Source organism: Verrucomicrobiota bacterium (assembly GCA_027622555.1).
Lineage (GTDB): Bacteria > Verrucomicrobiota > Verrucomicrobiia > Opitutales > UBA2995 > UBA2995.
In genome coordinates this window covers 1-25,366 of the sequence record JAQBYJ010000012.1, presented here as the reverse complement: position 1 = coordinate 25,366, position 25,366 = coordinate 1, and the positions used below count along the sequence as shown (strand labels likewise).

The 25,366-nt window shown below is 47.3% G+C and carries 23 protein-coding genes; 6 read left to right on the top strand and 17 right to left on the bottom strand.

Features of this window, described 5'->3' with window-relative positions; translation table 11 throughout:
• Position 1: 1 nt before the first annotated feature.
• The 7 genes from atpF to recA all read right to left on the bottom strand — a co-directional run bounded on the left by atpF (position 2) and on the right by recA (position 7,490).
• Positions 2–571 carry a F0F1 ATP synthase subunit B gene (gene atpF, locus O3C43_05155; GenBank protein ID MDA1065871.1) on the bottom strand — a complete coding sequence of 190 codons (570 nt, stop codon included), beginning with the start codon at positions 569–571 and terminating at the stop codon, positions 2–4.
• 65 nt (positions 572–636) lie between these two features.
• Positions 637–840, bottom strand: a complete 204-nt coding sequence (locus O3C43_05150; GenBank protein ID MDA1065870.1) for an ATP synthase F0 subunit C — start codon at positions 838–840, stop codon at positions 637–639.
• Positions 841–922: 82 nt separating this feature from the next.
• A complete protein-coding gene (locus tag O3C43_05145) occupies positions 923–1,795 on the bottom strand; it encodes a F0F1 ATP synthase subunit A (protein ID MDA1065869.1) in 873 nt (290 codons plus the stop codon).
• 362 nt (positions 1,796–2,157) lie between these two features.
• Positions 2,158–2,799, bottom strand: a complete 642-nt coding sequence (gene trmB / locus O3C43_05140) for a tRNA (guanosine(46)-N7)-methyltransferase TrmB (GenBank protein MDA1065868.1) — start codon at positions 2,797–2,799, stop codon at positions 2,158–2,160.
• Between the two features lie 381 nt (positions 2,800–3,180).
• Entirely contained in the window at positions 3,181–5,046 is a 1,866-nt protein-coding gene (gene mnmG, locus O3C43_05135; protein ID MDA1065867.1) for a tRNA uridine-5-carboxymethylaminomethyl(34) synthesis enzyme MnmG, read from the bottom strand.
• Positions 5,047–6,402 carry a tRNA uridine-5-carboxymethylaminomethyl(34) synthesis GTPase MnmE gene (gene mnmE, locus O3C43_05130; GenBank protein MDA1065866.1) on the bottom strand — a complete coding sequence of 452 codons (1,356 nt, stop codon included), beginning with the start codon at positions 6,400–6,402 and terminating at the stop codon, positions 5,047–5,049.
• Positions 6,403–6,416: 14 nt separating this feature from the next.
• Positions 6,417–7,490, bottom strand: a complete 1,074-nt coding sequence (gene recA / locus O3C43_05125) for a recombinase RecA (protein MDA1065865.1) — start codon at positions 7,488–7,490, stop codon at positions 6,417–6,419.
• 144 nt (positions 7,491–7,634) lie between these two features.
• Between recA and O3C43_05120 the strand changes: the two genes are divergently transcribed.
• Positions 7,635–8,009 (top strand): nucleotide pyrophosphohydrolase, encoded by a 375-nt coding sequence (locus O3C43_05120; protein ID MDA1065864.1) that lies wholly within the window; start codon positions 7,635–7,637, stop codon positions 8,007–8,009.
• On the opposite strand, the gene O3C43_05115 is transcribed toward O3C43_05120, so the two are convergent.
• Both O3C43_05115 and O3C43_05110 read right to left on the bottom strand, forming a co-directional pair.
• Positions 8,006–9,823, bottom strand: coding sequence for a SulP family inorganic anion transporter (locus tag O3C43_05115; GenBank protein MDA1065863.1), 1,818 nt, complete (start codon positions 9,821–9,823; stop codon positions 8,006–8,008). The two genes, O3C43_05120 and O3C43_05115, sit on opposite strands and share 4 nt — an antisense overlap.
• A 273-nt stretch (positions 9,824–10,096) precedes the next feature.
• Positions 10,097–11,599 carry an excinuclease ABC subunit UvrC gene (locus tag O3C43_05110; GenBank protein MDA1065862.1) on the bottom strand — a complete coding sequence of 501 codons (1,503 nt, stop codon included), beginning with the start codon at positions 11,597–11,599 and terminating at the stop codon, positions 10,097–10,099.
• 67 nt (positions 11,600–11,666) lie between these two features.
• Here O3C43_05110 and O3C43_05105 point away from each other — a divergent pair, with 67 nt between their 5' ends.
• Positions 11,667–12,923, top strand: coding sequence for a competence/damage-inducible protein A (locus O3C43_05105; GenBank protein ID MDA1065861.1), 1,257 nt, complete (start codon positions 11,667–11,669; stop codon positions 12,921–12,923).
• 18 nt (positions 12,924–12,941) lie between these two features.
• Entirely contained in the window at positions 12,942–14,045 is a 1,104-nt protein-coding gene (locus O3C43_05100; protein ID MDA1065860.1) for a DNA polymerase III subunit delta, read from the top strand.
• Positions 14,046–14,100: 55 nt separating this feature from the next.
• Here the strand turns inward: O3C43_05100 and O3C43_05095 are convergent, their stop codons facing one another.
• The 8 genes from O3C43_05095 to O3C43_05060 all read right to left on the bottom strand — a co-directional run bounded on the left by O3C43_05095 (position 14,101) and on the right by O3C43_05060 (position 22,419).
• Complete coding sequence (locus tag O3C43_05095) at positions 14,101–15,039, bottom strand: sugar ABC transporter substrate-binding protein (protein MDA1065859.1); 939 nt, start codon at positions 15,037–15,039, stop codon at positions 14,101–14,103.
• A 10-nt stretch (positions 15,040–15,049) separates the two neighbouring features.
• Positions 15,050–15,997, bottom strand: a complete 948-nt coding sequence (locus O3C43_05090) for a ribose ABC transporter permease (GenBank protein ID MDA1065858.1) — start codon at positions 15,995–15,997, stop codon at positions 15,050–15,052.
• A gap of 13 nt (positions 15,998–16,010) precedes the next feature.
• On the bottom strand, positions 16,011–17,507 hold the full coding sequence (gene gguA / locus O3C43_05085) for a sugar ABC transporter ATP-binding protein (GenBank protein ID MDA1065857.1): 1,497 nt from the start codon (positions 17,505–17,507) through the stop codon (positions 16,011–16,013).
• A gap of 13 nt (positions 17,508–17,520) precedes the next feature.
• A complete protein-coding gene (locus O3C43_05080) occupies positions 17,521–18,387 on the bottom strand; it encodes a sugar phosphate isomerase/epimerase (protein ID MDA1065856.1) in 867 nt (288 codons plus the stop codon).
• Positions 18,388–18,405: 18 nt separating this feature from the next.
• Positions 18,406–19,296 (bottom strand): NAD(P)-dependent oxidoreductase, encoded by an 891-nt coding sequence (locus O3C43_05075; GenBank protein MDA1065855.1) that lies wholly within the window; start codon positions 19,294–19,296, stop codon positions 18,406–18,408.
• A 14-nt stretch (positions 19,297–19,310) separates the two neighbouring features.
• Positions 19,311–20,588, bottom strand: a complete 1,278-nt coding sequence (locus O3C43_05070; protein ID MDA1065854.1) for a TRAP transporter large permease — start codon at positions 20,586–20,588, stop codon at positions 19,311–19,313.
• Between the two features lie 8 nt (positions 20,589–20,596).
• Positions 20,597–21,115 (bottom strand): TRAP transporter small permease, encoded by a 519-nt coding sequence (locus tag O3C43_05065; protein ID MDA1065853.1) that lies wholly within the window; start codon positions 21,113–21,115, stop codon positions 20,597–20,599.
• Positions 21,116–21,396: 281 nt separating this feature from the next.
• Positions 21,397–22,419: a TRAP transporter substrate-binding protein gene (locus O3C43_05060; protein MDA1065852.1), complete on the bottom strand. Its 1,023-nt coding sequence runs from the start codon at positions 22,417–22,419 to the stop codon at positions 21,397–21,399.
• A gap of 564 nt (positions 22,420–22,983) precedes the next feature.
• On the opposite strand from O3C43_05060, the gene O3C43_05055 reads away from it, so the two are divergent.
• The 3 genes from O3C43_05055 to O3C43_05045 all read left to right on the top strand — a co-directional run.
• Entirely contained in the window at positions 22,984–23,514 is a 531-nt protein-coding gene (locus O3C43_05055; protein MDA1065851.1) for a sigma-70 family RNA polymerase sigma factor, read from the top strand.
• 24 nt (positions 23,515–23,538) lie between these two features.
• Complete coding sequence (locus O3C43_05050) at positions 23,539–24,618, top strand: FecR domain-containing protein (GenBank protein MDA1065850.1); 1,080 nt, start codon at positions 23,539–23,541, stop codon at positions 24,616–24,618.
• A gap of 220 nt (positions 24,619–24,838) precedes the next feature.
• Positions 24,839–25,366: STN domain-containing protein (locus tag O3C43_05045; GenBank protein MDA1065849.1), on the top strand; the 528-nt coding region annotated here is incomplete at its 3' end.

Sequence of the window (25,366 nt, the reverse complement as noted above, 5' to 3'; positions counted from 1 at the left end):
TTTAGGAACCTACGCTTGAGAGCTCTTCGGCTGCAGTTTTATTATAAAGGGACTTATCTGCAGCAGACAGTTCTTTGCTCAAAACCTTGGAAGCCGTTTCGACGACCAGCCGGGTGACTTCTTCCCGTACTTCGGTTAGCATCTTTTTGCGTTCCAGCTCAATCGCTTCTTTGGCTTTGGTAATCATGTCCTCTGCCTTGGAGGAAGCTTCCAGCGTTTGTCGATCCAGGAAAGCTTTTGCATTATCGCGAGCAGTTGCTGCTATTGCTTGAGCCTCCTGCTGGGCTTTTAAAAGTGTCGCCGCGTGCTGCTTCTCGGAATCGGCAAACTTGGCTTTTGCATCCTCAGCAAAATTGAGTCCGTTCGCGATTTCGGTCTTACGTTCTTCGATGGTCGCCAAGATTGGCTTGAACGCGAATCGGTAAAGTAAGAAGGCCACGATTCCAAAGTTCAGGATTTGGAAGAGCAGAATTCGTAGATCTACTCCAAAATTGGCGGCTAGTTCTACGATAGGATTCCCTCCACCAGCATGGGCCTCGGTAGCAGCTATAAATAGTAAATTTTCAACCATCGTATTATGGTGAGGTGTAGCCGTAGTGGCTACACCTCAAAAGGTTTATTTTTTTGATTTCAATCTTATAGGAAGATGGCGAAGAAGGCTACCCCTTCCGCCAATGCCATACCAATAATGGCTTGGACTAAAACTTTGCCGGATGCGCCGGGATTGCGTCCAACGCTTTCAGCAGCCTTGGCACCAACGAGGCCTACCCCGATTGCAGCACCTAGACATCCTAGTCCACCTTGAATACTTCCTGTAACTTGTGCGATTACTTCGATCATTTTATTTTGTGATTTTTTTGTTAACGTTGTTCAAGATCCCCCGGGCATCGTGGCCGGTCCGGATCAGGAAAATTTAAAGTGCTCAGTGGGCATGTTCCTCCGAATCATGGTTACATATGAGGCCGATATAGACTGCGACGAGCACCGTGAAAACCAGGGCTTGGACAAATCCGACCAATACCTCTAGAAAATAAAATGGAACCGGAACTATCCATCCCACCAGGCCTGTCATACTGTGGAGCAAGTTTTCGCCACCAAAAACATTTCCATACAGTCGGAAAGGTAATGAGACATTCCGGAACAGTATGGAGACGATCTCAATGACGCCTACAAAGAAAAAGATCACCGTTAGAAGGATAAACATAAATGTCGGTGTCTCCTTTTTGTCGGCTTTGTTTCCAAAGAGATCAAATAAAAGAATTTTTGGCCCCGCATACCTCATTACAAAATAAAGCCATGCGCCGAAGTGGACGATCGCCAAAGCCAAGGTCATATTCAGGTCAGCGTTCGCCGGACGGATGTAGGATTGAAAATGATCATGGTCATCTAAAAACCCAATGGTTCCGACGCCTGGAAAAAGACCGCTCCAGTTCTGTAAAAGAATAAAGGTGAAAAACCCTACCAGTAGAGGAAAGGTAGGTTTCAGAAGCTTCTTACCCACGATGGGTTCAATGAGACCTTGAACGCCCTGCACCAGTGTCTCAACAACGTACTGACCTTTTGTGGGAATCAGTTGTGGCTTTTTAACCAGGAACCGGATGAGAAAAATTATCAAGGCTGATAGAACCCAACTGGTAACCATTGAGTTGGTAATTGGAATACCAGCAATATTGGTTAGTTCCGTCGCCTTAGCGCTCATTTCAGCATGAGCCGTCGGCATTAGAAGCGTACTTCCGGCTGCGACGGTTGCTATTTTCAGGACTTGTTTTATGGAAAAATGCGGATAAATTCTCATAAGTGCCTACACGGACATCTTAAAAAGCAACTTGAATTGAAGAATCTGTCTAGTTGGGTCAACCCCCATTTAAAAAAAATGCGGATAGGCATTTATTAATTAGAGTTCCTTGACTGTAGAGGGTCATTCGGACGATTAATTTGATACGTCTTATTAGATTAACTACATATATGCCACAGCCTAGAGATTTAACCGGCTCAATTTATAAGAGCAAAAAGTTGAAGCCCAGAGCGATCGATCAAAAAATGCTTCCAGAGGAGGATGGTCGTTTGCGTATGCGTAACCTTAAATTCAGCACCTTCACTTTTTCAGTGGGACTCATTGTTGCCATCGCTGTCCTTGGTCAATTTTTCCTATTGAGCCTATTCAATTGGCTTTAGTTGTGCGGCTAACGAAAAGTGTTTGTTATCGGTGAGCTCTTGGAAAACGGTAGTAGTAACTTCAGGCCAAACGAAATTTTCGCAAATCTTCCATTTATCCGATAACTCAATGAGTTCCTGTGACCAGTCTAGGTAGGGTTTGTAATCCGAGCGAATAAATAGTCTTCCGCCCTCTTGTGTCTTCAGCGCGAGGGACTCAAGAAAGGCTTCTTGTATGATTCTATTCTTCAAGTGGCGTTTTTTTGGCCAAGGGTCAGGAAATAAAATCCAAGTATTTCTAACTTTGATTCTTTTTGGAAGTAGCGCCAAAAACTCCATGCTGTCGCATTCGATGAAATGAACATTCATTAGGCCTGCGGTTTCTACTTTTTTTCGACCTTTAAATATGCGGCCGCGGTTAACGTCGATTCCCAGACAAATCTCACTTGGATTTTCTTTTCCGTAGGCAACCAGGAAATGTCCGTGCCCACATCCAATTTCGAGTGTGATCTCAACTACGTCGGCCAGAGTTCCATCTATAAACCTACGGATTTCAATTCGTTGGGCTATGATTTTTTCATAAACTTCTGGTTTCATTCGAGCCGCAAGCGCAGGGTCAGTAGAATGTATATATAGTCTAGTCATTTACGAGCAGTGGCATAACTAGTGCAGACGAAATGTCCACGCGATCCTGGTTTTCATGGAGATTCAATTACGAAATACAATTTTTTATTTTACTGAGGTCGAACGCGTTGTGTCTTAGGTTAGTTTGTGCTCAGCGCGGCGGCTGTTTCGAATTATTTTGGGCGGAAATCCCCCACTCTTTCATTTGTTAAGCCGTGAATTGGATGCTTAATCCTTATATAGGATAATATAAACAGTTCCATTTCATAAAGATAGGGAAATTAAATCGGTGTAAGGTTGGGCGAGCGGGCCAGCTCCGGGTTGCAGGAATTCCTATTTATCCTTTTAAGAATGTATAATTAATCTAGTCCACTGCATTTTTTCCGGGCAATGATCGGGTTTCTACCTCAGTTTCCCTGCTTCTAAGAGAACCATCAAAATACTTATATCCGAAGGATTGACTCCGCTAATTCGTTTCGCCTGACCAAGATTGATTGGTTGTATCGAATTCAGTTTGACAGCGCTCTCTTTACGTAACCCTCGCACTTTCGAATATTCGAAGGGAGTTGGGAGCTTGATTCGATCTACAGATGCCATTCGCTGAACAAGTTTCAATTCTCTTGAAAGATAACCTTTATACTTAAGTCTATAAATAACCTCATTCTGTATTTCAGCAGTTTCTGATTTGAATCCATTTGGGTAATCGATAACTTTTTCATCTCTTCGAATTGCTTCTGCAAAAGTGCCCCCTTTTGTCTTTAGCACTTCGAAATTCTTCTCCCATTTGGCAATAGAAGATATTTTGTAAGATATTTTACTCCAACGAGAAGCGTCAATAAGGCAAGAATTTATTGCATGCTCTGAGAGCCTAAGCTCGGCACTGCTGTGGTTTAGTAATAATCTGTGCTCCGCTCTGCTTGTAAACATTCGATAGGGCTCAGATGTTCCTTTGGTTACCAAATCATCTATTAACACACCGATATAAGACTCGTGCCGTTGCAGAATCAGGGGTTCTTCTCCCCTTCCCTTTTTAACTGCATTGATTCCAGCCATTATGCCTTGACCTGCGGCTTCTTCATATCCGGAAGTTCCATTTATTTGTCCAGCAAAGAACAGATTTTCGACAAATTTGGATTCGAGTGATGGATACAATTGAGTTGGAGGAGCAAAATCATATTCAACTGCATACGCAGGCCGCATGAGTTGGGCATGTTCCAGTCCTGGAATTGTCTCAAGGATGTCTTCTTGCACATTGAACGGCAAACTAGTCGAAAGTCCATTAATATAGTATTCATTAGTATTTCGGCCTTCAGGCTCTAAAAACAAGCGATGCCTATCTTTGTCGCAAAATCTTACGATTTTATCCTCAATGCTTGGGCAATAACGTGGGCCAATGCCTTCAATTGCCCCAGAATACATCGCCGAAAGGTGTAAGTTTTCACGTATTATATTGTGTGTATCCTCAGAGGTATACGTAATCCAACAAGAAACTTGGTTTTTACCTGGTTCCCATCCAAGTTTTCTTTCTCCCGGATGTTCCACGTGGAACATGTCTGTTTCGCTTCGAGTGTCATAAAATCCAAACAGCGTAGGGTTTTCATCTCCTGGTTGTTCTTCAAGAGAAGAATAATCTATGCTTCTTCCCAGTATTCTAGGCGGCGTTCCTGTTTTTAGACGCTCAAGTTGAATTCCAGCTTCTGTAAAGCTATTGGACAAAGATTCGGCGCTAAAATCGCCCATGCGACCACCTTTATTCTTCTTTTTTCCAACGTGCATCAATCCGCGAAGAAACGTACCGGTTGTAACTACAATTGAATGACCAAATAAATCAAGGTCTAGGTTGGTTTTACAACCAACGACCATATTTCCCTTAAAAATCAATTCAGTAACCGTTGCCTGAAAAAGAGTTAAATTCTTTTGATGTTCAATGGTGTGTTTAAGCCTAAATTGATAGGCTTTCTTATCGGACTGGACCCTAGGTGCTTGAACGGCAGCTCCTTTGGAAGCATTGAGAAGTCTAAACTGAATTCCAGTGGTATCCGCATTAATACCCATTTCACCGCCGAGTGCATCGATCTCGCGAACAATATGGCCTTTAGCTTGTCCCCCAATAGCAGGATTGCAGCTCATTGCACCAATTGTATCAATATTCCCAGAAAGGAGTAGGGTCCTCGCACCCATTCTAGCTGCGGCAAGACTGGCTTCTACGCCAGCATGACCGGCCCCACAAACAATCACATCAAAAGGTTCTTTATTACTGATACGCATTCACTTACCAATGCAAAAACTAGAAAAAAGTTTATCTAGCATACGCTCATTATCAATTCTGCCAACAATTCTTTCGAGGCTACCCATTGCATCTCTCAAATGGCTTGCTACTAACTCAGCCGGTTCATCCAGATTCAGTAAATCGATTGAACTCATCAGCTCCTTTGATCCCTCCAGAAGAGCGGTGTGATGTCTTGCGCTAACCGCGACAACATCTCCTTGTTCAGATACAATAGGATTACCAAGTAAATCTTTAATTTTAACCTTGAGGTCGCTTATGCCAGCTCCTGTAAGGGCAGAAATTTCTATACGTTGAAACTCTGGAAGATAAGCTTTAGATTTCGGACAGAATTCCAGGTCAGATTTATTGTGGACCAAAATTGTATTATCCAGTTTTAGTAGTGACAATACAGAATCGGGGAAAAGGGGAGGGGATTCAGACGCGTCAATAGTAAGAAGAATGAGATCACTTAACTCTATTTGTTCCAACGTTTTAGCAATCCCCGCTTTCTCGATTTCGTTTTCAGTAGAATGGACGCCAGCGGTATCCAGTATATTAATACGATATGGATCTACATAAAATGAAGCTTCAATATAATCGCGCGTTGTACCCGGTTGATTGCTCACTATTGCACGGGATTCACCTAATAATTGATTCAATAGACTACTCTTTCCAGCGTTGGGGGCACCGATGATAATTGTCTTTACTCCTTCGCGTAAAAAAATGCCTGTCCGCGCTGTTTCTGAAAGTTCTGAAATCTCATCAGAAAGGTTTTTTAATCTACTGATCGGTGAGGATTCACCGTCAGTTGGCAGATCTTCTTCCGGAAAATCTATATATGCTTCAATTTCGGCGATGATTTGGAGGAGATTTTCTACTATTCCATTTATTCGCCGGCTAAGACTTCCCTGAAGTTGATTTGATGCTGCCTTAAAAGATAAATCCGTTCTAGCCTTAATGAGATCAATTACTGCTTCAGCCTGACTGAGATCCATTTTGCCATTCAGGAATGCAGATTGAGTAAATTCACCTGGTTGGGCGTGCCTGCATCCGCGCGTAACTAGATCTTCTAGAATGTGTTGGAGAATAAATGGATTACCATGACACGAAAGCTCCAACATTGAATCACCAGTATATGACTTTTCATTTTCATAGAAGGTATAGACTACATTGTCTAGAAATTCGCCTGTTTCGCTGTGATAGTCCGATACATAAGTTCTGCGTGGAGTAGGGGATTTGTTTCCAAAAATATCTTTGACAAGATTTGGGCACAACGGGCCACTACAACGTATAACGCCTAGCGCGGATTCGCCGTGAGGTGTCGATAATGCTACAAAAGTATCCTGTATTTCCATCCGATGAAGATAGTCTAATCTTCACCTTCATCCTTTTCCTCTTCCTTGGACGCAATAACATTTCCAACAGGGATATTAACTTTCTCCAATATGGCGCTCTTAATTTCATCCTGTTGGTCTGGATTATCCATCAAGTGCTGTTTCGCTGCCTCACGACCTTGTCCAATGAGATCGCCCTTATATGATATCCATGCACCCTTTTTCTCCAGTATCCCATGTTCAACGCCTAAATCAACCAAAGAACCGGTCTTCGAAATTCCCTCGGCATACATGATGTCAAATTCACATTCCGTGAAGGGAGCGGCCACTTTATTTTTTACAACTTTAAGTCGGGTTCGGTTACCTATCACTACTCCTGTAGGATCCTTTATTTGACCTATACGGCGAATATCCATCCTGACAGACGCGAAAAATTTTAATGCGCGGCCACCTGGTGTTGTTTCAGGACTTCCAAACATAATACCAATTTTTTCCCGTATTTGGTTTGTGAAAAGGCAAATACAATTACTTTTGTTGATGGCGCCCGCTAATCGGCGCATGGCCTGGCTCATCATTCTTGCCTGAAGTCCGACAGTTGTGTCGCCCATTTGTCCGTCGAGTTCTACCCGTGAAACCAATGCTGCAACAGAATCTAGGACGATAACGTCCACAGCGGCTGATCGAATGAGAGTTTCAGTTATATTGAGGGCATCTTCACCACTTTCTGGCTGCGAAATCATTAGTTCACTCAAATCTACCCCTAAGATACGGGCATATTTTGGATCGAGTGCATGTTCTACGTCGATGAAGGCTGCTGTTCCACCGTTTTTCTGAGCTTCTGCTATGAGGCTAAGACACATAGTGGTCTTACCGGAAGACTCCGAGCCATAGATTTCACAAATGCGACCCCGGGGAAGTCCGCCGATGCCCAATGCCAAATCGATCGCGACTGATCCCGTTGAAATGGAGGACACGTTGAGCTTGGGTGATTCTCCCAGGCGCATAATGGCGTTATCGCCGAATTGTTTGTTGATTGCGGATATTGCCAGATCCAGATTCGCCCTGCGGTCGTCTCCGTAGGCTGTTTTAGGTTTTGCTACTTTTGCCATAATGAAATGTGAGAAAAAGAGTTGTCTTAAACGGGAATTACTCCGTCTTTTCTAGGATATGCTTCAATTTCGAGGAATTATCGATTAGTGAACATAGTTTCACTCCATGTCCACAATTATTTTTGAGTAAAGGAGATATTTTTAATGCAGTCCAATCAAGACTCGGAAATCACGATTCAAAAACTCAAGACGGCAATCAAGGATTTTGCTGTTGAGCGCGATTGGGAACAATTCCACACACCCAAAAACCTTTCTATGGCTATTGCTGCCGAGGCTGCTGAGCTGATGGAACCCTTTTTATGGAAAGATGGTTCCGATTCCTTTGATTTACTGAAGGACGCTACTAAGCGCCAACAGATCGCTGAGGAGTTGGCGGACATTCTTATTTTTTCTCTAGAATTCGCTAACATGGTCGAGATGGATGTTGCGACGATCATCCAGAATAAGATGAAGATTAATGCCCGAAAATACCCTGTTGAAAAAGCAAAGGGTAGGGCGGACAAATACACTGAACTTTAGTTGCGGTCTTTGCTTTTGTTCGGATCTGTGTAGATTCTAATTTCTGCCGATTTTTTGCCGATGATTTCCTGGGCCCGCCTCAGCGCATTCGCGGTGGATAAGTTTGGATTGGAAACATGGTCCATGAAAAAATTTTTACGACCAACCACCGACAGAATCCCCGAATCCCGAAAAACTTTATAAACATCTCTCCTGGCACCGCTCACAATCAGTCGTCGACCTCGTTCCCGAATATAGAGAATTAATTCTTCCAAGGCCATCATGGTTGTGGCGTCTAAATGATGCGCGTTCCGCATTTTTAGAATGATCACTTTCAGATTCGGTTCTTCGCTCACTATGCGAATCTGATCTCGGAATAATTCCGCTGCACCGAAAAACAATTCTCCCTCCACATGTACGATCGAAATATGTTCTTCGGCTCGGTTGTTCTTATGGGTTAGCTCGGTCAGATTGCCTTCATCGTTAAATGTATATTCTATTAACTCCGGCATGCTCACCTTCCGTAAAAATAAAACAATCGAGGTGCCGGTCCCTAAATAAATCGCAAAATCCAACTTAAATAGGAGTCCTGAGACCAGAGTCACGAAAAACACAAGCGCATCGGTTTTCGTCGATTTTGTTACGATCCTGATCTGGTGTTTGTTGATTAATGAAATACCGACTCCGATAACGACTACTGCAAGAGCTGCTCTTGGGATATAGCCAATCAATGGTCCCAGCGATAGGACCCCTGCCAAACAAAGAAATCCGCTTAGGATATGCGATAGCGCGGTCTTACTTCCACTCGTGTAATTCAACACGGACCTTGTTAACGATCCAGATGCGGGCATCCCGGAAACAAAAGCGCTTGCTAAATTTGCTGCACCCATCCCGAGCATTTCCTGATTACTGTTAATGCGTCCGCCTGCCCGTGCGGCCAATGACTTTCCTATGGAGGATCCTTCCAAAATTGCCAGAAATGCAATTGCCAGTGCCCCTGGTGCGAGCTGGTCGATGAGGTCGAATCTTGGAATTGGCAAACTGACGGGGAGCACACCCATTGGCACCTGATCAAGCAGGACCAACCCGTATCCGTTGTTATTAAACAAGACACCGACCAGTGACATGGTTGCCAAAGTGATCGCCACATTCGGCAGCAACGGCTGTTTCTTAACCAGGAATAAAAACAATGCCAAAGTGATTACTCCCAAGGCCACTGAGGGCCAATTGACCAGATCAACCGATTTAAATGTCTTCTCCAATACACTGATAAAAGTGCTCTCGCCCTGAATCTCAAAACCCATGACGCTATCCAACTGATTGGCGATAATGAGGACTGCCGCTGCTGTTATGTAGCCGGTCACCACACTTCTGGAAATATATTGAATCAGATTGGCGACCCCAAGGAGAGCACCGAGAATAAGGAACATCGCAACCAGTAAGAGTAGCGTAGGCATCGCCTCCAATTTGTCCGATATCAAAACCATGCCTCCGATAGTGCTCATGAGCATCACCGAAGTTGCATTGGTTGGACCTAGAGCAATAAAACGGCTGCCCGAAAACAGCGGCCCAAATATGCTTGCGAGCGCCGCGCAGTAGATCCCGTATTGAACTGGTAACCCACCGATCAGTGCGTATGCCATCCCTTGGGGGAACGCCAACAGCGCAACATTGAAACCGGCCCGCAGATCACCTAACCCTTTTTGAGCATTGTATCGCTGCAATTCCTTTTTAATGGGGAACAATTCCAATGCATTCCGCTTGAAACCTTCTCTTACCGCATTGCCAGCAACGCGAACCCTCCGGGCCAGTTTTCCTCTTTTTCGATTTTGCATTCCTCAAAAGCTCCGCCGGTGACTTAGTTGGTAGGTTGGCAGAATTCGCTTAAAAGCAAACCACGGTGCACGCATAATTCTGCGAGAGCAATCTTCTAGGCGCGGAAAATATTTAACCCTATTTTCTGACGTTTTTGTTCGGCACGGGTCTAATACCCTGCCGCTAGCGGCGTTCTAAAATTTCCAATATCAAATCTCAAATACCCCGCAGCTGCGAAGCGGCTGGCGACCGCAAGGTCGAGGGCTTGCCCCGGGGATTATTTATTTCTTAGCTTACTCACTTCGACTACTCATTTTTGCTTCGCTAAATGACTCTTGCAAAAACTCCCAAAGCTTCGTGGACATTTTCGGCCCGAAACCTTCAACCGATTGTATCTCTTCCACGCTCGCCTTTTTCAGTCGTTCAAGTGATCGAAAGTGCTTCATCAGTTCTGCACGCCTTACTTTCCCCAGACCTTGAAAATCATCGAGTATCGACTCACGAATTTTCTTTGATCTTAGTTCGGCATTAAACGAATTTGCAAACCGATGTGCCTCGTCGCGAATCCTTTGTAAGAGTTTTAGGGCAGGGGACTGAGGCATTAAGCTCAAAGGCTTCCTGTCGTCTGGAAAAATGATTATCTCTCGTTTCTTCGCCAGTCCGATTAATGCCGGTGGCTCGATTCCCAGAATCATAAATGCCTTCATTGCCGCACCGACCTGTCCGGCTCCGCCATCGATCACCACCAAATCTGGAAACGGCTTCTTCTCTTCATGTAATCGACGATAACGCCTGCCTACCACTTCTTCCATTGCACGGAAATCATCATTACCCACAAAACTCTTTATTTTGAATCGTCGGTATTGGTTGGTAGCCGGTTTCCCATCGGCAAAGTGTACCATGGAAGCGACTACGAAGGTTCCAGAAATATGTGAAATATCAAAACACTCCATGAGTCTTGGAAGGTTGGGGAGCTCCAGAATTTTCTTAAGCTGTTTCATCCCGTATCCACTATCAGATACCATGTGTGGAGCTCGCTTGAACCGCCTATCCTTGGTGATCGTTTTTTCAAGAGCAGCCACCACATCTCTCAGCTCAGCTGCTCGCTCATAGTTCTGGCCGTCTGCAGCCCGTTGCATTGCCTCTTTTAAATCGCTTAACCAGACCTTGGCCTTTCCTTCGAGGAACTCACAGGCTTCTTCGACCCTATTCGCATAATCTTCCGGCGTTACAAAATTCGAGTGTCCGTAAATATCGCCGCGGGCATCGTCATAGAGGCGAAAGCGACCATCCTCTTGTTCCTTGGGCGTGGTGTCGTTTAAGAGAATACCAAATTTCAAGCGCATCTCCGACAAGGTTTTCCTCAGCAAGCCCGAAAAGGCGAAGGGGCCAAAATACCGGGCCGTATCGTCGCGCTGGTTGCGAACTAGCTGGAACTTCGGAAATTTTCCCTGAACGTCCAGGCGGATGAGGAGGAAGCGTTTATCATCAACAAAGTCCGTATTGTACTTGGGTTTCCATTGTTTGATCAGCTTGCCCTCGAGAAGAAGCGCCTCCGTTTCCGATTTCACTTCAATGATATCGAAGTCGTGAATCATGGTGACCAGGCTTCGAATCTTTGGATGGGAGATTTGTTTTCTTGATGCTTGAAAGTAGGTGGAAACGCGTTTCTTCAGGTCCTTCGCTTTTCCAACATAGATCACGCTACCCAACTGGTCCTTCATCAGGTACACACCTGGAGAATGAGGTAGTTTTCGTACCATCTCCTTTAACTTTGACTGGTCGGGTGCGGCCATGAAGGAATAGTTTCCAGTTTTAGTTAACCTTTCTCAATATCCAAAGTTTACAAGTAAAGACCACCTTTTGAACACTTCACCTATTATTGACCTCATAACCATTGGGGACGAACTGCTATTGGGGCTTACCCGCAACGGACATCTTACCTATCTCGGCGAGCAATTGGCTTTTCGGGGTGCGCCTCCCAATCGCAATATTGTCTGTCGCGATGAGGCAGGGGAAATCCGCCGCAATTTTGAACTGTGCTGGAAGGAGTCGAACATCGTTATCACCACAGGCGGGCTGGGCCCCACTTCTGACGACCGCACTCGCGACATTATCGCAGAGGTGCTTGGCCTTGAGCTGCTTTACAGCGAGGAAGTCGAAGAGGCCATTCGCGAACGCTTCAAATCTTTCAAAGGTGTGATGGGGGTCAACAACAAGAAGCAGGCCTATTACCCCGCTGGTGCAGACATCATCATGAATGCTCAGGGAACTGCTCCCGGTCTCTGGCTCGAGAAAGACGGGAAACTGCTTATTATGTTACCTGGGCCACCGCGGGAGTTGAATCCCATGTTTGAGAATCAGGTTCTTCCCCGACTTGGTAAAGAAGGGAGGCTGGCTGATGCGGCGCGTATCATCAGTTTTCAAACTTCGGGTATCGGCGAATCGTCTCTGGAGCTGGAGTTGGATCCCATCCTCAATCAACACTCGGATATCAATGTAGCGTTTTGCGCACATTACGGTACGGTCGACGTTCGTCTCTCATCTATTTCCGGAGGTACTTCCCTGGACCTCGTGCAAGGCCTCGCCGGGGTGTGCATAGAAAAATTAGGCAGTCATTTTTTAACCCACGGAATTCGTGGCATTACACCCGTTATCCTGGATCTACTGCGTGAAAGAAATGAAACGCTCGCGGTTGCCGAGTCTTGTACCGGCGGATTACTCGGGGCTGCCATCACGGCAGTTCCAGGCAGTTCAGATGTGTTTCAAGGGGGATCGATTACTTATACCAATTTGGCCAAGCACGAAATGCTCGGGGTATCCCAAAACGATCTCGACGAGTTTGGAGCCGTTAGCGAACAAGTTGCTTGTGCAATGGCTGAAGGCGCTCGACAGAAATTTCATAGCACTTGGGCGCTTTCGACTACCGGAATCGCTGGCCCCGGCGGCGGCACACCCGAGAAGCCGGTTGGCATGGTCTTTGTGGGTCTAGCTGGTCCGGATGGCTCTATCGCTCGACAACTCGATCTGCGGGGAAACCGAAACATCGTCCGTGAACGCACCGTCGGTGTTGCGCAGGATTTTTTGCGGAGACAGTTGTTGAAAAAGGCGATCAAGTAGGCGCTTATTATTTCAACTATGAGCAATTTCACTTTTATCTGCGGTACTGACGATTTCTGGGTTTCCCGGGAGGCGAAGGCGACCTTTGATGATTTGAGTAAAGACGTGGCCGATCCCGAGTTTGGTTTGGAAGTCATAAATGGTGCTGCTGGCAATGTAGGGGAAGTGGAAGATGCGTTGAATCGTTTCAGCTCGGCCGTGCAGACGCTTTCCCTCTTCGGAGACAAGAAGGTGGTCTGGTTTAAAGATATCACCTTTTTCGCAGATTCGGTCACGGGTCGTGCCGATGGCACGCTCAAACAAGTTGAGCGCTTGAAAGAGCTATTAAGCTCCCTCGATCCAAACTCGGTAACCGTTCTTCTGTCCGCATCCCCGGTTGATCGTCGTCGCGCATTTCTGAAATGGTGCGAGAAAAACTCGAAATACATATTGGCCGATTCCGGCAAACCCGCCGAGCAGGAGGCGCACTTGCGTGAGCTTGTTCAGAAGGAAGCCCAATCGATGGGTATCGAATTTCCCTTTAATCTGGTCACTATTCTTTTGGGCAAAATCAATGGAAACGCCCGATTGGCCATGACCGAGGTACGTAAGCTGGCCACCTACATTGGCGACACCGGAGAACCCGTTTCGGAAGAACTGCTCAATTCCTTGGTGCCGAACTTCGGAGAAGGTGATTTCTTCGAAACCGTGGAGGCCTTCTACTCCATGAATCTCGAGTGGACGCTCGATTCACTGCGCCGCTACTTCTTCATTTCCAAGGATTCCCGACCATTGCTTTCAAATTTACAAAATCGCAACCGTCTCATGATCCAGATGAAAGCATTGCTCTTAAGTGGCCAAATACGGGTGGGCCCCCGTGGGCTCGACAAGAATAGCCTCGATCAAGCTGCCATCATTCACGCAAACGCCTTTGCAGGCGAGGTCGGCAAATCATCGTTCAATGTCTTCACCCAAAATCCGTGGTATCTGGGACGTCTCGCAGCACCCCTAGGAAAACTTACGCTCAAGAACCTGGTTGATTTTCAGAAAGAGTTTCTGCGTGGTTTCAAAGAAATCCTCAATCGCCCGACTGAGCAACCCGAGGCCATGCGAGAAATGATGGTTCGTTGTTTGAGCCGGTAAACGAAATAAAATGGGCTTGGAAATAGCCAGGTATCCTTTTTGAAAGGCGTCCCTCTTATTTTAATTTTGTGACCAATTCGATGCTCACCGCGATATGCTTTTCGATACTTTCTCCCTGCAGAATTTTGTATGCATTCTCAATGGCTGCTTTTCCCATCTCATCGGGATGCTGAGCGATGGTTCCTGCCATAGTTCCTTTTTCAATGGCTTCTTTCGCTTCGTCCAGCGCATCAAATCCAACAATCGTAATTTGTCCGGTTTTTCCTGCGGCTGCGATGGCCTCCATGGCTCCTAAGGCCATTAGGTCGCTGGCGGCAAAAAGACCCGTGATGTCTGAATGGGCCTGTAGCATATTTTGGAAAACGTTAAAGCCCTGATCTCTTTCCCAATTCGCAGGTTGCGAGGTGACCACTTCGATTCCCGGGCTCGCTGCGATTGCTTCCAGAAATCCTTTTCTTCGTGAGTCCGCTGTTTCGTGTCCGGGGATGCCTTCAAGAATGGCCACTTTACCTTTTCCTTTTAGTTGACCTGCAAGAAATACACCGGCGATTTTGCCTCCTTCGTAATTATCCGAACCTATAAAACTGGCCGTCTTCCCGCCTGCTTGTGCCAGCGCTTCCAGGTCCGCCTGGGTATCGACTATTATAACCGGAATTCCGCTCGCGTTCGCTTTGACGATGGCCGGGATGATCTCACGCGTACCGCTGGGTGTTACGCAGAGTGCATCGACTTTGCGCTGAATCAGGTTTTCACAAATCTGCATCTGACGTTCCACATCCAGCTCCCGATCGGCAGCCTGCACAATCAGGTTAATGCCCAGACGGTCAGCCGCTTCTTGTGCGCCCTTTTCCATATCGATGAAATAGGGGTTGTTTAATGTTTTCAGGACCAACGCGACTGTCGGTTTTCCGTCATCGTCCTGTTTCCCTCGGTTACACGAAACCACCAGACCGACCAGTCCAATCGCCATTAAAATCTGCAAATATTTTTTCATTTTTTTCCTTCTAGTTACTTTTCTTTTTCAAAGCGGTGTCCACCAAAACCGCTATTATAATTACCGAGCCAATAACAACCTGCTGGATATAAGGAGAAACGTCGAGGAGGTTCAGACCGTTGCGCAACACCCCTATAATCAGTGCCCCGATAAGCGTTCCAATGATCGTTCCCCGGCCGCCCATCAGACTGGTGCCACCAATAACGGTTGCGGCAATCGCATCGAGCTCATACATGATGCCGGCGATGGGTTGTGCCGAATTTAAACGCGCTGTTAAAATGATAGCCGCCAGGCCACTGAGCAATCCGGATAATCCGTAGACCATTGCTTTCTGAAGCTTCACATTCACCCCCGATAAAAGGGCGGCCTCCTCGTTGCCTCCGATGGCGTAGGCGTAGCGTCCGAATTTTGTTCGGGTTAAAACAAAGTGCGCCGCGATATAAACCAATCCGGTAATAATAACGGGAACGGGAATATATAAAATTTCGCCGGTTGCCAAAAAGCGAAAGCTTTCTGAGAAACCGGAAATCGGCCGCCCGTCCGAGAAGAGCAGGGCACATCCGCGCGCCACACTCATCATGCCCAAAGTGGAAATGAAAGGCGGCAGTCGCCCGTAAGAAATCAAGACTCCATTTACCAATCCATTCAAGGTGCCAACCCCAAGACCAAGGAAAAGTGCAAGGGGTAGGGGAGCACCGGCTTCGAGTGCCCACGCTAACACCACACCGGCAAACGCCAGAATGGAACCAACCGACAAATCAATCCCCGCGGTAATGATGACAAAGGTTAGCCCCACCGCGATAATCGCATTGATGGAAGTCTGCTGGGCCACATTCAACAGGTTGGACACCGTTAGAAAATGAGGCGTCATTATCCAGAGGATGAGGCACAGTCCCAGGAGACCAAGCAAAGTTCCCAATTGTCGGGCGTGATGCGAAATGTACTCTTTGGCTTTCATTTACCCAAGTGTTTCAATCGCCTCCTATCGCACAATGTAGTATCGCTTCCTGAGTCGCCTCTTCTGCGGTAAATTCCCCGGCTAGTTTCCCTTCACTCATGACCAGAATCCGATCACTCATCCCGAGGATTTCCGGTAGCTCGGATGATATCATGATTATGCCTGCCCCTCGGGCCGTCAGCTCATTCATCAGTTCGTAAATTTCCACCTTGGAACCCACGTCAATCCCCCGCGTCGGCTCATCAAAGATCAGAATATCCGATTCCGTACACAGCAATTTGCTCAGGACGACTTTCTGTTGATTTCCACCGCTGAGATGAACCACCTGTTGGCTGAGGGTTGGCGTTTTAATTCGGAGATCACGGCGATACTTGTCCGCTACTTCATTTTCGAGGGCTTCGTTCACCACTCCGAACCGCGAAAACCGGTCCAGGCTGGGCAGACAAATATTGTCTTTTACCGAGAGCACCAAAACCAGTCCCTGCGACTTGCGGTCTTCAGTTAAAAATCCAAGACCGCGACCGATGGCTTGCCGGGGCGATTTGAATCTTTCCTCTTTTCCATGCACTTCGATTTTACCTGCTTGAAATGCATCCACACCAAAAATGGCTCGCGCCAGTTCGGTGCGTCCTGATCCCATAAGGCCGGAAATCCCCAGCACTTCACCACGCTTTAGAGAAAAGCTGATATCCTTCAGCACTCCGTCGCGAGTCAGCCCCTCCACCCGTAGAATCTCCTGACCCGGATTCGTTTTTCGTTTGGGGTACTGGTCTTTTAGTGAGCGGCCCACCATCATCCGAATCAGCTCTCCGCGGTCCACGTCGCCAATTTGTTTGGTGCCGATATAAAGACCATCACGAAACACCGTTACGCGATCACCGATTTCGAAAACCTCCTCCATCCGGTGAGAAATATAGATGACAGAGACTCCCTTTTCTTGCAATCGGCGGATAGCCTTAAACAGCTCCTCGATCTCCTGCTCCGTCAATGAGGACGTCGGTTCATCCATAATTAGAATATTGGCATCGAGGGATAGAGCTTTTGCGACTTCTACCATTTGTTGCTCGGCCACTCCCAGATTTTTGACAACCGACCGCGCGTCGATCGAAACACCCAGGTTATTAAGAATTTGCTGGGCGGATGCGAAGACTGTGTTCTGGTCTATCACGCCTGGAATTTTGCACGGTTCGCGGCCGAGGAAAATATTCTCCCCCGCCGTGAGGTGAGGAACCAGGTTGAGCTCCTGATAAATGATACCGATGCCCAATTCCTGCGCATGCCTGGGTCCTTTTATTTCAACTTCCTCACCGTGCAGAAATATCTGCCCGCTTTCCTTGCGGTAAGCACCACTGATAATTTTCATGAGCGTCGATTTACCTGCGCCATTCTCTCCGAGAAGTACATGGACCTCCCCTTCACGCAGGTCAAAGTGCATGCGGTCCAGGGCCACGACGCCCGGAAAGGTTTTCCGGATATCACGCATTTCCAAAACTGTTCGTGATGGGTCCATGAGTGTCGATTATCTAACCGAACAACTCCTTGAAACGGGCGATCGAAGCTCTGAAGCCGTCCTCATAGGTGCCACCGTCCGGATGATAAACACTCTCAAGAGAAATGACTCCGTCATAAGCGTCAGCCTTTAACGCCTTTGCTATCGGTTCCAATTGTGGTCCCAGTTGGCCGGTGCCCAGTTCACACACTTGAACTGTCGCTTTAGGTATATCTACGATGACATCTTTAATATGCAGGTGTCCGAGGTAACCGCCCTTAAGCGCCTCATAACCATCCGGCCATGCTTGCTCGTTGCAATAAAGGCTGTTTGCCGGATCCCAGAGAATTTTCAAGTGCTTGCTTCCCAACTCTTCGATCATTCGGCGACCGAGCCAGGCCGATGTGATCATGGCGTTGTTTCCGGTTTCAACCACCATCGTTATGCCTTCGGCTTCAGCAAGCCGAACCGCCGGTTCAAGCAACTCTAAAATCTTTTCCCATGCTCCGTTCGAAACGTTCCACTTTTCAGCGCCGTTGGTGCCAAACAGAATCATTTCTTTGCTGCCGCTCATGGTTCGAACGACGCCACAGCCAAACTGGTGCGCCATCTCGATACATCGTTTGAACGAATCCATATGTTTGGTGTGAAGCGCGTCACCAACTTGGGTCGGCATCACTGGCATACCTCCAAAAATATGGCGGGAAATGCAGGACACTTTCAGCCCGTGGTCTTTCAGCAGAGCGAGCGCCCGCTGACGCTCCCCGGCGTCCAGATCGCCTACCTCCTTGTCCCATAGGAATTGAAGCTCGGCATATTCGAGTCCGAACTCTGTCAGAACCCGGAGTGCATGCTCAAAATCACGACTGATACCATCTGTTATAACACTTAGTTTTGCCATTGGGATTTTCTTAAATTATTACCAGACCACCTTTGTTCCGGCTATTTCTTCCAGCACCTTTGTTACCGCCCAATTGTCTTCATTGGGGAAACGTGACTTCCCGGCCTGAAACAATTGCATAGCTGCTGCGGAGGTGAAAAGAGGTACCCCTTGCTCAAGAGCCTGTTCCATGGAAATGGTCAGATCTTTATACATTGTTCCGATGTGGCTGCCGGTTCCTACAAACGCCCGATCAAGGATATTTTGCAGTGAATTGTTTACGATCTGACAACCTGCACCACTGGCGGTAAACACGTCATACAAAACTTTTCCGGGTACCCCTGATTTGGCGGCCAGCACCGCTGACTCGAAAGTTGCCGCGAAGATGGAACCTATCAGCGCCTGCAACGCGGCCTTAACCGTTTGCCCCATGCCCGGCTCTTCCCCGACGTGAAAGATTTTCCCGCCGACTGCGTTTAGTACATCCTGATGGGCGTCAAAAACTTCCTTCGGGGCCGCGGACATCATCGTCAAAGTTCCGGCTAAGGCTCCCGCGTGACCGCCGCTTACCGGCGTATCTATCATGTCGATACCCGTTCCTTCCAGGTCCCGGGCAATCTCACGGGCTTCCCTCGGCTTGATCGTGGCAGACAAGATGATTACACTGCCTGGCTTCAGCCCTTTAACCAACCCATCCTCACCGAAGATGGCTGATTTGGCCTGATTCCCGTTCAGCACCATAACGAAAACCGCGTCGGCGTTTTCACCCACTTCTCTCGCATTTGCCGCTGGTTTCCCGCCGACATCTGCAAAGGTCGCGAGACGCTTTTCATCGGGATCGAAACCCGCTGCGGGGAAACCGCATTTAATGACATTGCCCGCCATGGCACTTCCCATGTCGCCCAAACCAATGAATCCAACTCTTTTCATAATAGTGTTTTTTTTCATTCCATTAGTAACGAAGGTAGCCAAAGGACAAGATCGGGAATGACGCTGATAAGAAATAGCGTCAAGACATTCGCAAACAGGAATGGAGCCGCGCTATAAAAGATGGATCCGATACCAATGCGGGAAATCGCGGCGCACACATTCAAGCAGTTTCCTACTGGAGGCGAGCAGGCCCCAACCGCCAGACCGGATACCAGAACCACACCAAACTGCACTCCCGAAACGCCAGCAGCCTGGGCGGCAGGCAGTAGTACTGGCGTCAACAAAAGTATGGCGGGGCTCACATCAATGAAAGTACCGACCACTAAAACAATAAGACTTACTAGAAGAAGTATCGCCACCGGCCCGAGATCGAGACTGGAGACAAAGAGGGCGAGCTGGTCGGGAATTCGCTCCAACGCCAGCACCCACACATAGAGTTGGGAAAACGCAATTATCATCATGATCTTGGCGCTGGTTATGATTCCCGACCGAAGCGATTCCGGGAGGTCTTTTATCGATCTCCTGCCGATGATAAAGAAACCGGCTATCAATGCGTAGAGCACACCCAGGCCGGCGGCTTCCGTGGCGGTTGCGATTCCGAGCACCACAGATCCAACGACGAAGAGTGGCATGATAACCACAAAGACCGAGCGGCGAATCTGCCGGGTTATATCGGGCCATTTCCTTTGCACTTCCTCGTGCGGATACCCTCGCTTTCGCGCCAAGGTAGAAGCGATGAACAATTGGAAGACGCCGATCATGAGGCCGGGTATTAGCCCTCCAAGAAACAAGCGGCCAACCGATTCCTGGGCGACAATGGCATAGAGAACCATCGGGACGCTCGGGGGAATAATCATACCCATGGTTGAGGATGCGACGGTGATTCCGCTGGCGAAGGACACCGGATAGCCACGCTTCTTCATCTCCGGAATCAGCACCGATCCGATCGAGGCGGTGTCTGATGTGGCGGACCCTGAGATACCGCCGAAGATCATGCTGGCAAACACGTTGACCATAGCCAGGCCGCCCCTAAACCGTCCAACCAAGAGCAGCGATAAATCAATTAAACGCGCGGTGATTCCGCTCGAATTCATGACCTGACCCATCAGGATGAAGAGTGGCAGCGATATGAGCGCGTAATTATTCATCCCCGAAAAAAGCCGCTGAGGCAGGATCGCTATCAGGTCAGGCTGCTCAATGAGAAAATACATCATGGCGGACAAGCCGAGCGAATAGGCGATGGGCACTCCGAGGATCAGGAGAACCAAAAGACTGACTAGAAGAATGATCACCGGCGTCCTTAAATTTCCTTTTGGCTTTCAGCCATTGGTTGCAATGCCCTGGTGGCTTTTCCCGATGCCAGAATCGCGATTTTGAGGAGGCAATAAACGATGGCGAGGCTACAGCCTATGGGAATGCTTATTTGCGCAACCCATTGGGGCATTTGCATGGCCGGCATCATGAATCCGCCCGTGCGTCCGATCCAGTAAATCGATTGCCACACCATAACGGCGTTAATCAGAGCAACCATAGCCAGGCCCAGGATGTCGATGCCGGTACGGATGTGGTCCGGTAGCTTGTCGACGAAGAAGGTGATCGCAATATGTTCCCTTCTGGAAATTGCCACTGCTCCGCCAATCGCGGTCGTGAAGATAAATGCAATCACGATACCTTCATTTGTGCCGATGATGGTTGTGTTGAATACGTAACGCAAAATGACCAAGATAATGATCAGCAGGAAAAATCCGAAAAAAGTTGCGGCGAGTATCCATTCCAGGATCCGTGTCAGCCACTTTTCGAATGCTACGATTTTTCCCATGAGATAATTTGATAATGCCTACCGTTTCAATGGTTTCTCTCCAAAATGTAGGAGCAATTTTAATCGCGACTCTATGATTTAAAAGTCGCGAACAAGTTTGCTCCTACAAAAATGAGGTCAACCAAGCCATTCTCCAGATCTGATACGCAACAGTTGGAGGACAAAAGAGGAGTGGCAAATAATCAAATGCTGTTCAACACAAAGTTGGACCTATTCCTTTGGTCGATAAGTAAAGGGGCAAGGAAGGTTAATTAAATGGCCGTCAGGGGAGCAGTGTCGGACTATTTCCCTCGTGCAACGGTTTGTGCTTCTTTCACATCGTCCCAGGTGAAAACACCCTTGTCGATGAAGTGTTGATACACGGGTTCCACCAGTGCCCGGAATTGTTCCAATTCTTTTTCCTCGATAAAGTGCACCTCCAGTTTTTCGGAAAGTTGTTGGATGTAATTGGATTCACTTTCGCGATTCAGTTTGTCGGAATAGGCGATCGTTTCAATGGCGACTTTGTCGAAAATGGTTTTGAGATCGTCTGGAAGCGATTCATACCAATCGAGATTTACCATGAACGGGTCCGGACCCGTCGAGTAGTTGGCCACGGTCATGTATTTCTGCACTTCAAAAATCTTATAATCCCATATGTTTGACGGTGGGTTGTCCTGTCCGTCGAGAACGCCGGTTTTGAGCGCCTGGTAAATCTCTGAGGCAGGCATTTCCTGCGGGCTGGTTCCGAATGCACGAGCGGTCAAAACATAAACTTCCTGCGGAGGCACCCGCATTTTCAGACTCTTCAGATCGTTCGGTGACTTCAGTGGATGAGCACTGTTGGTGTGTGCGCGGAACCCCTGGGAAATTCCTGTGGCCGGGATATGGAAACCGTTCGATCTAGCCTCTTCATTTATTTTTTTCGTGAAATCACTATTGATCAGCTTCAACGCCTGGTCCCAGTCCTCCACCAGAAATGGAAGCATGAAGATCGCGTATTTTGGATTGGCGTCGATGAAGAGCCCGCCCCGCGTTCCTTGAAGTGTGCCCATCGCCACCATGTCCATCATTTCACGCTCGTTTCCCAGAACAGCTCCGAAATAGTTCTCGACCTGGATGCGACCACCCGAGCGTGCCTCCAACTCTTTTTCAAAGAAGATCATCGATTGGCTCCGCGGTGCCTGCTCGGGTTGTGAGTTACTGTATTTGAAAACAAAACCTTTCTTTTCGACCGAACAACTCATCAATGCCAGAGACCAGAGTATGAGAGCGAAAACTTTCATCGCTCGGCTGCATTTGGTTTTCAAATCTTCGAAGAGCATTTTCAAATCGGATAAAACCTGGAGAAGCTGGCCGCCTTTTTTCTTGGACTATGCAAATACCATGTAGTCCAGCAATCCCTAATCAAACCCCAGACTAATTAGACTTCGATAATCCCAAGGCACTTATTTGCGAGGTCCTCCAGATCAGAGGTCGATTCAATATCGATGGAGCACAAAGCATCACTAGTTTTGTTTTTCACTTCGTTGTCGGTCAAGACCTCGGTACTATTGATGTCAGAAACGAATGGATGGCCGAAGTGTAGGAGCAAATTTATTCGCGACTCGTAAATCAAAAACCTTCGGGTCGCGACTAAAGTTGCCTGTCTCCTACAAAAGGAGGAGGTGACTTTTTCTGTAGTGAATCAGCCCAAAGAATTCGGTACGGAAAGATCAACCACTCGCCATTGGGTATTCGTTGGATTCGCTGGCTCGGATATTGACATCTTTCAAAATCACACCTTGGCGAACCGGGTCCTTCAATTCCCGCTTGACCATTTTGTTCTTCTGAAATTTTAGTGAGTACCACTTTTCGAACCGATATTTTTTTCACTTAGGAACTTACTTATGGCCAATGCAGAACGCGACAACTGGTTTGCCAGGGAAATCCAGATTTATGAGCCTGAGATCCGGGCGTATCTGAAAAATAAATTTCCAACGCTTGAGGATATCGACGACATTATTCAGGAGGCGTATGCCCGACTACTGAAAGTTCGAGAGGAAAGAGAAATAAAGGAGCCCAGGGCCTTGTTGTATACTGTTGCGCGCAATATTGTGTACGATCTTTTCCGCAGGACAAAAGTGGTTCAATTTAAAAGTCTAACCCAATTTCCCGACTTATCCGTCATAGATGATAGGGCTGATATTGAAGAGTCTGTAAATTTGAGGGATGAAATTAATTTACTTATACGAGCTGTGGAAACACTGCCAAAACGTTGTCGTCAGATCATGACATTACGAATGATATATGGGTATTCCCGCATGGAAATTGCCGAAGAGCTGGGCATTTCTGCAAATACCGTTAAGGCTCAATTGGCCAAAGGGATGCGCAAGAGTGCCGCTTATTTGTCCCGGTATGAAGACCAAATGAACCCTTAAAAAGTTGAAGTTTATCAATTATCAATGTTCGAGAATAAAGACAGTTTAACCCGCAGAGAATTGAAGATAAGGAAGCTTGCTTCCGATTGGTTGGTCGAAGGGGAGGAAGGCTGGGATCCCGGCCGGGAAGCGGAATTTAACGCCTGGAAGGCCGAAGATATTCGCCACGAAATTGCTCTTCAAGACATGCAGGCTACCTGGAGCCGTCTCCAGCAACTGCGCCATTTGAAGGATGATCCTAACTTATGTCCCGATCCCGATATTCTGGGGAAGAGCACTCGAATTCAACAGCGAGGGCGCAAAAAGCTGTTCGCTGTTGCGAGCTCCATTGCAGCCGTGATCGCACTGTCTCTTGGAATAGGGGTGGCGGTCGACAAAATGACGGAGATTGAGATTCCTTCACCGAATTCCTACAGGACTACTTTGAATGACTATAAGCAAATTGTACTGGAGGACGGCAGTGTCATGGAAATGAATGCCAACACGGAGGTGCACATTAATTTCACGGATAACTTAAGGCAGATTCAGCTGCTTAACGGAGAAGCACACTTCCAAGTGAAGAAAGATGCTTCACGTCCGTTTCTCGTAGATGCGGGCTCCGTTTCTGTGAAGGCGGTTGGAACTGCATTTAACGTTCGGTTCGATCCAGACGAAGTTCAGGTCCTCGTCACCGAGGGTCGCGTATCCGTAAATACGGTGCCGGTTGAGCCCTGGGATATTTTGGAAAACGAGCCACGTTCGGGAGTCCTTCATCCGATAGTCCCGGATTTGATCGCCGGTGATCAGGCAACGATCTCCACAAAGGGCACTCGTCCCGTACCGCTTATGTCCAAGGTGGAAATGCAAGAATATGAAGAATTACTTGCCTGGAAGGGCCCACGCCTTTTCTTCGATGCCACGCCTCTCGAGGACGCGGTGCAGCAGTTTAACGAGCACAATGTAATTAAAGTCGTCGTCGAAAGCGAAGACCTTAAAAATCTGTCCATTGGCGGCAGTTTTCTGGTCGAGGACGTGGAGGCATTTATCCGGCTATTGGCCGGAGATGGTTCTATTGTTGTCGAGAGAGGCAACTACGATAAAGTGGTTCTAAAACCGGCTTATTAGTAAATTGTCTTTTGAATCGAAATATGACTCTGCTTGGAAGTGAATTTTGGAGCAGATTTGGAGATTAATCGTTGTCCGATGATTTACATCGTTCCAAGATTGGCTGCATATTTAATTTTTCTTCTTTCTATTCATTAAACTTAAACTTTATTTTACCTTAACGTAACCCCTAATTCATTCTGATTCGTCTCCTTAGATGTCTGGCATTGCTAGCTATCCAATGGACACGAACTATCTTCTCGAACTACTTACAATTGCTTTGGTGATTTTAAATCAGCATACGCTGGTGGTTCTGGGAGTTCTGTTCCTTGGACTTCCAGCACTACTTGCAACGGAACCAGCCAAAAGAAAGTATGACATCCCAGCGGGAGACGCTTCTGAAACCTTATCGGAGTTAGTCGAACAATCGGATGAACAGATCTTCTTTTTGGTTGATCGCGTACGTGGGTACAACACCAAAGCCGTAAAAGGAGCCTACTCCATCAATGAAGCATTAGCTCATATGTTGAAGGATAGTCAGTTGTTTTATGTAACTGACGAAGCTACCGGTGCGGTAATGGTTAGGAGGATAGATAGTAATCAACCAGACATTCGAATTCTAGACAGCGATGAAACACCGTCGCTGATCGAATCAACTGAACCCCAAGTGATTACTCAAATGAAACAAACAAACTCTATATTCAAAGAACTCCTCACAGGTCTTTTCGGGCTGGCCTTGGTAGGCAGCTCTCCCGATCTCGTCGGCCAA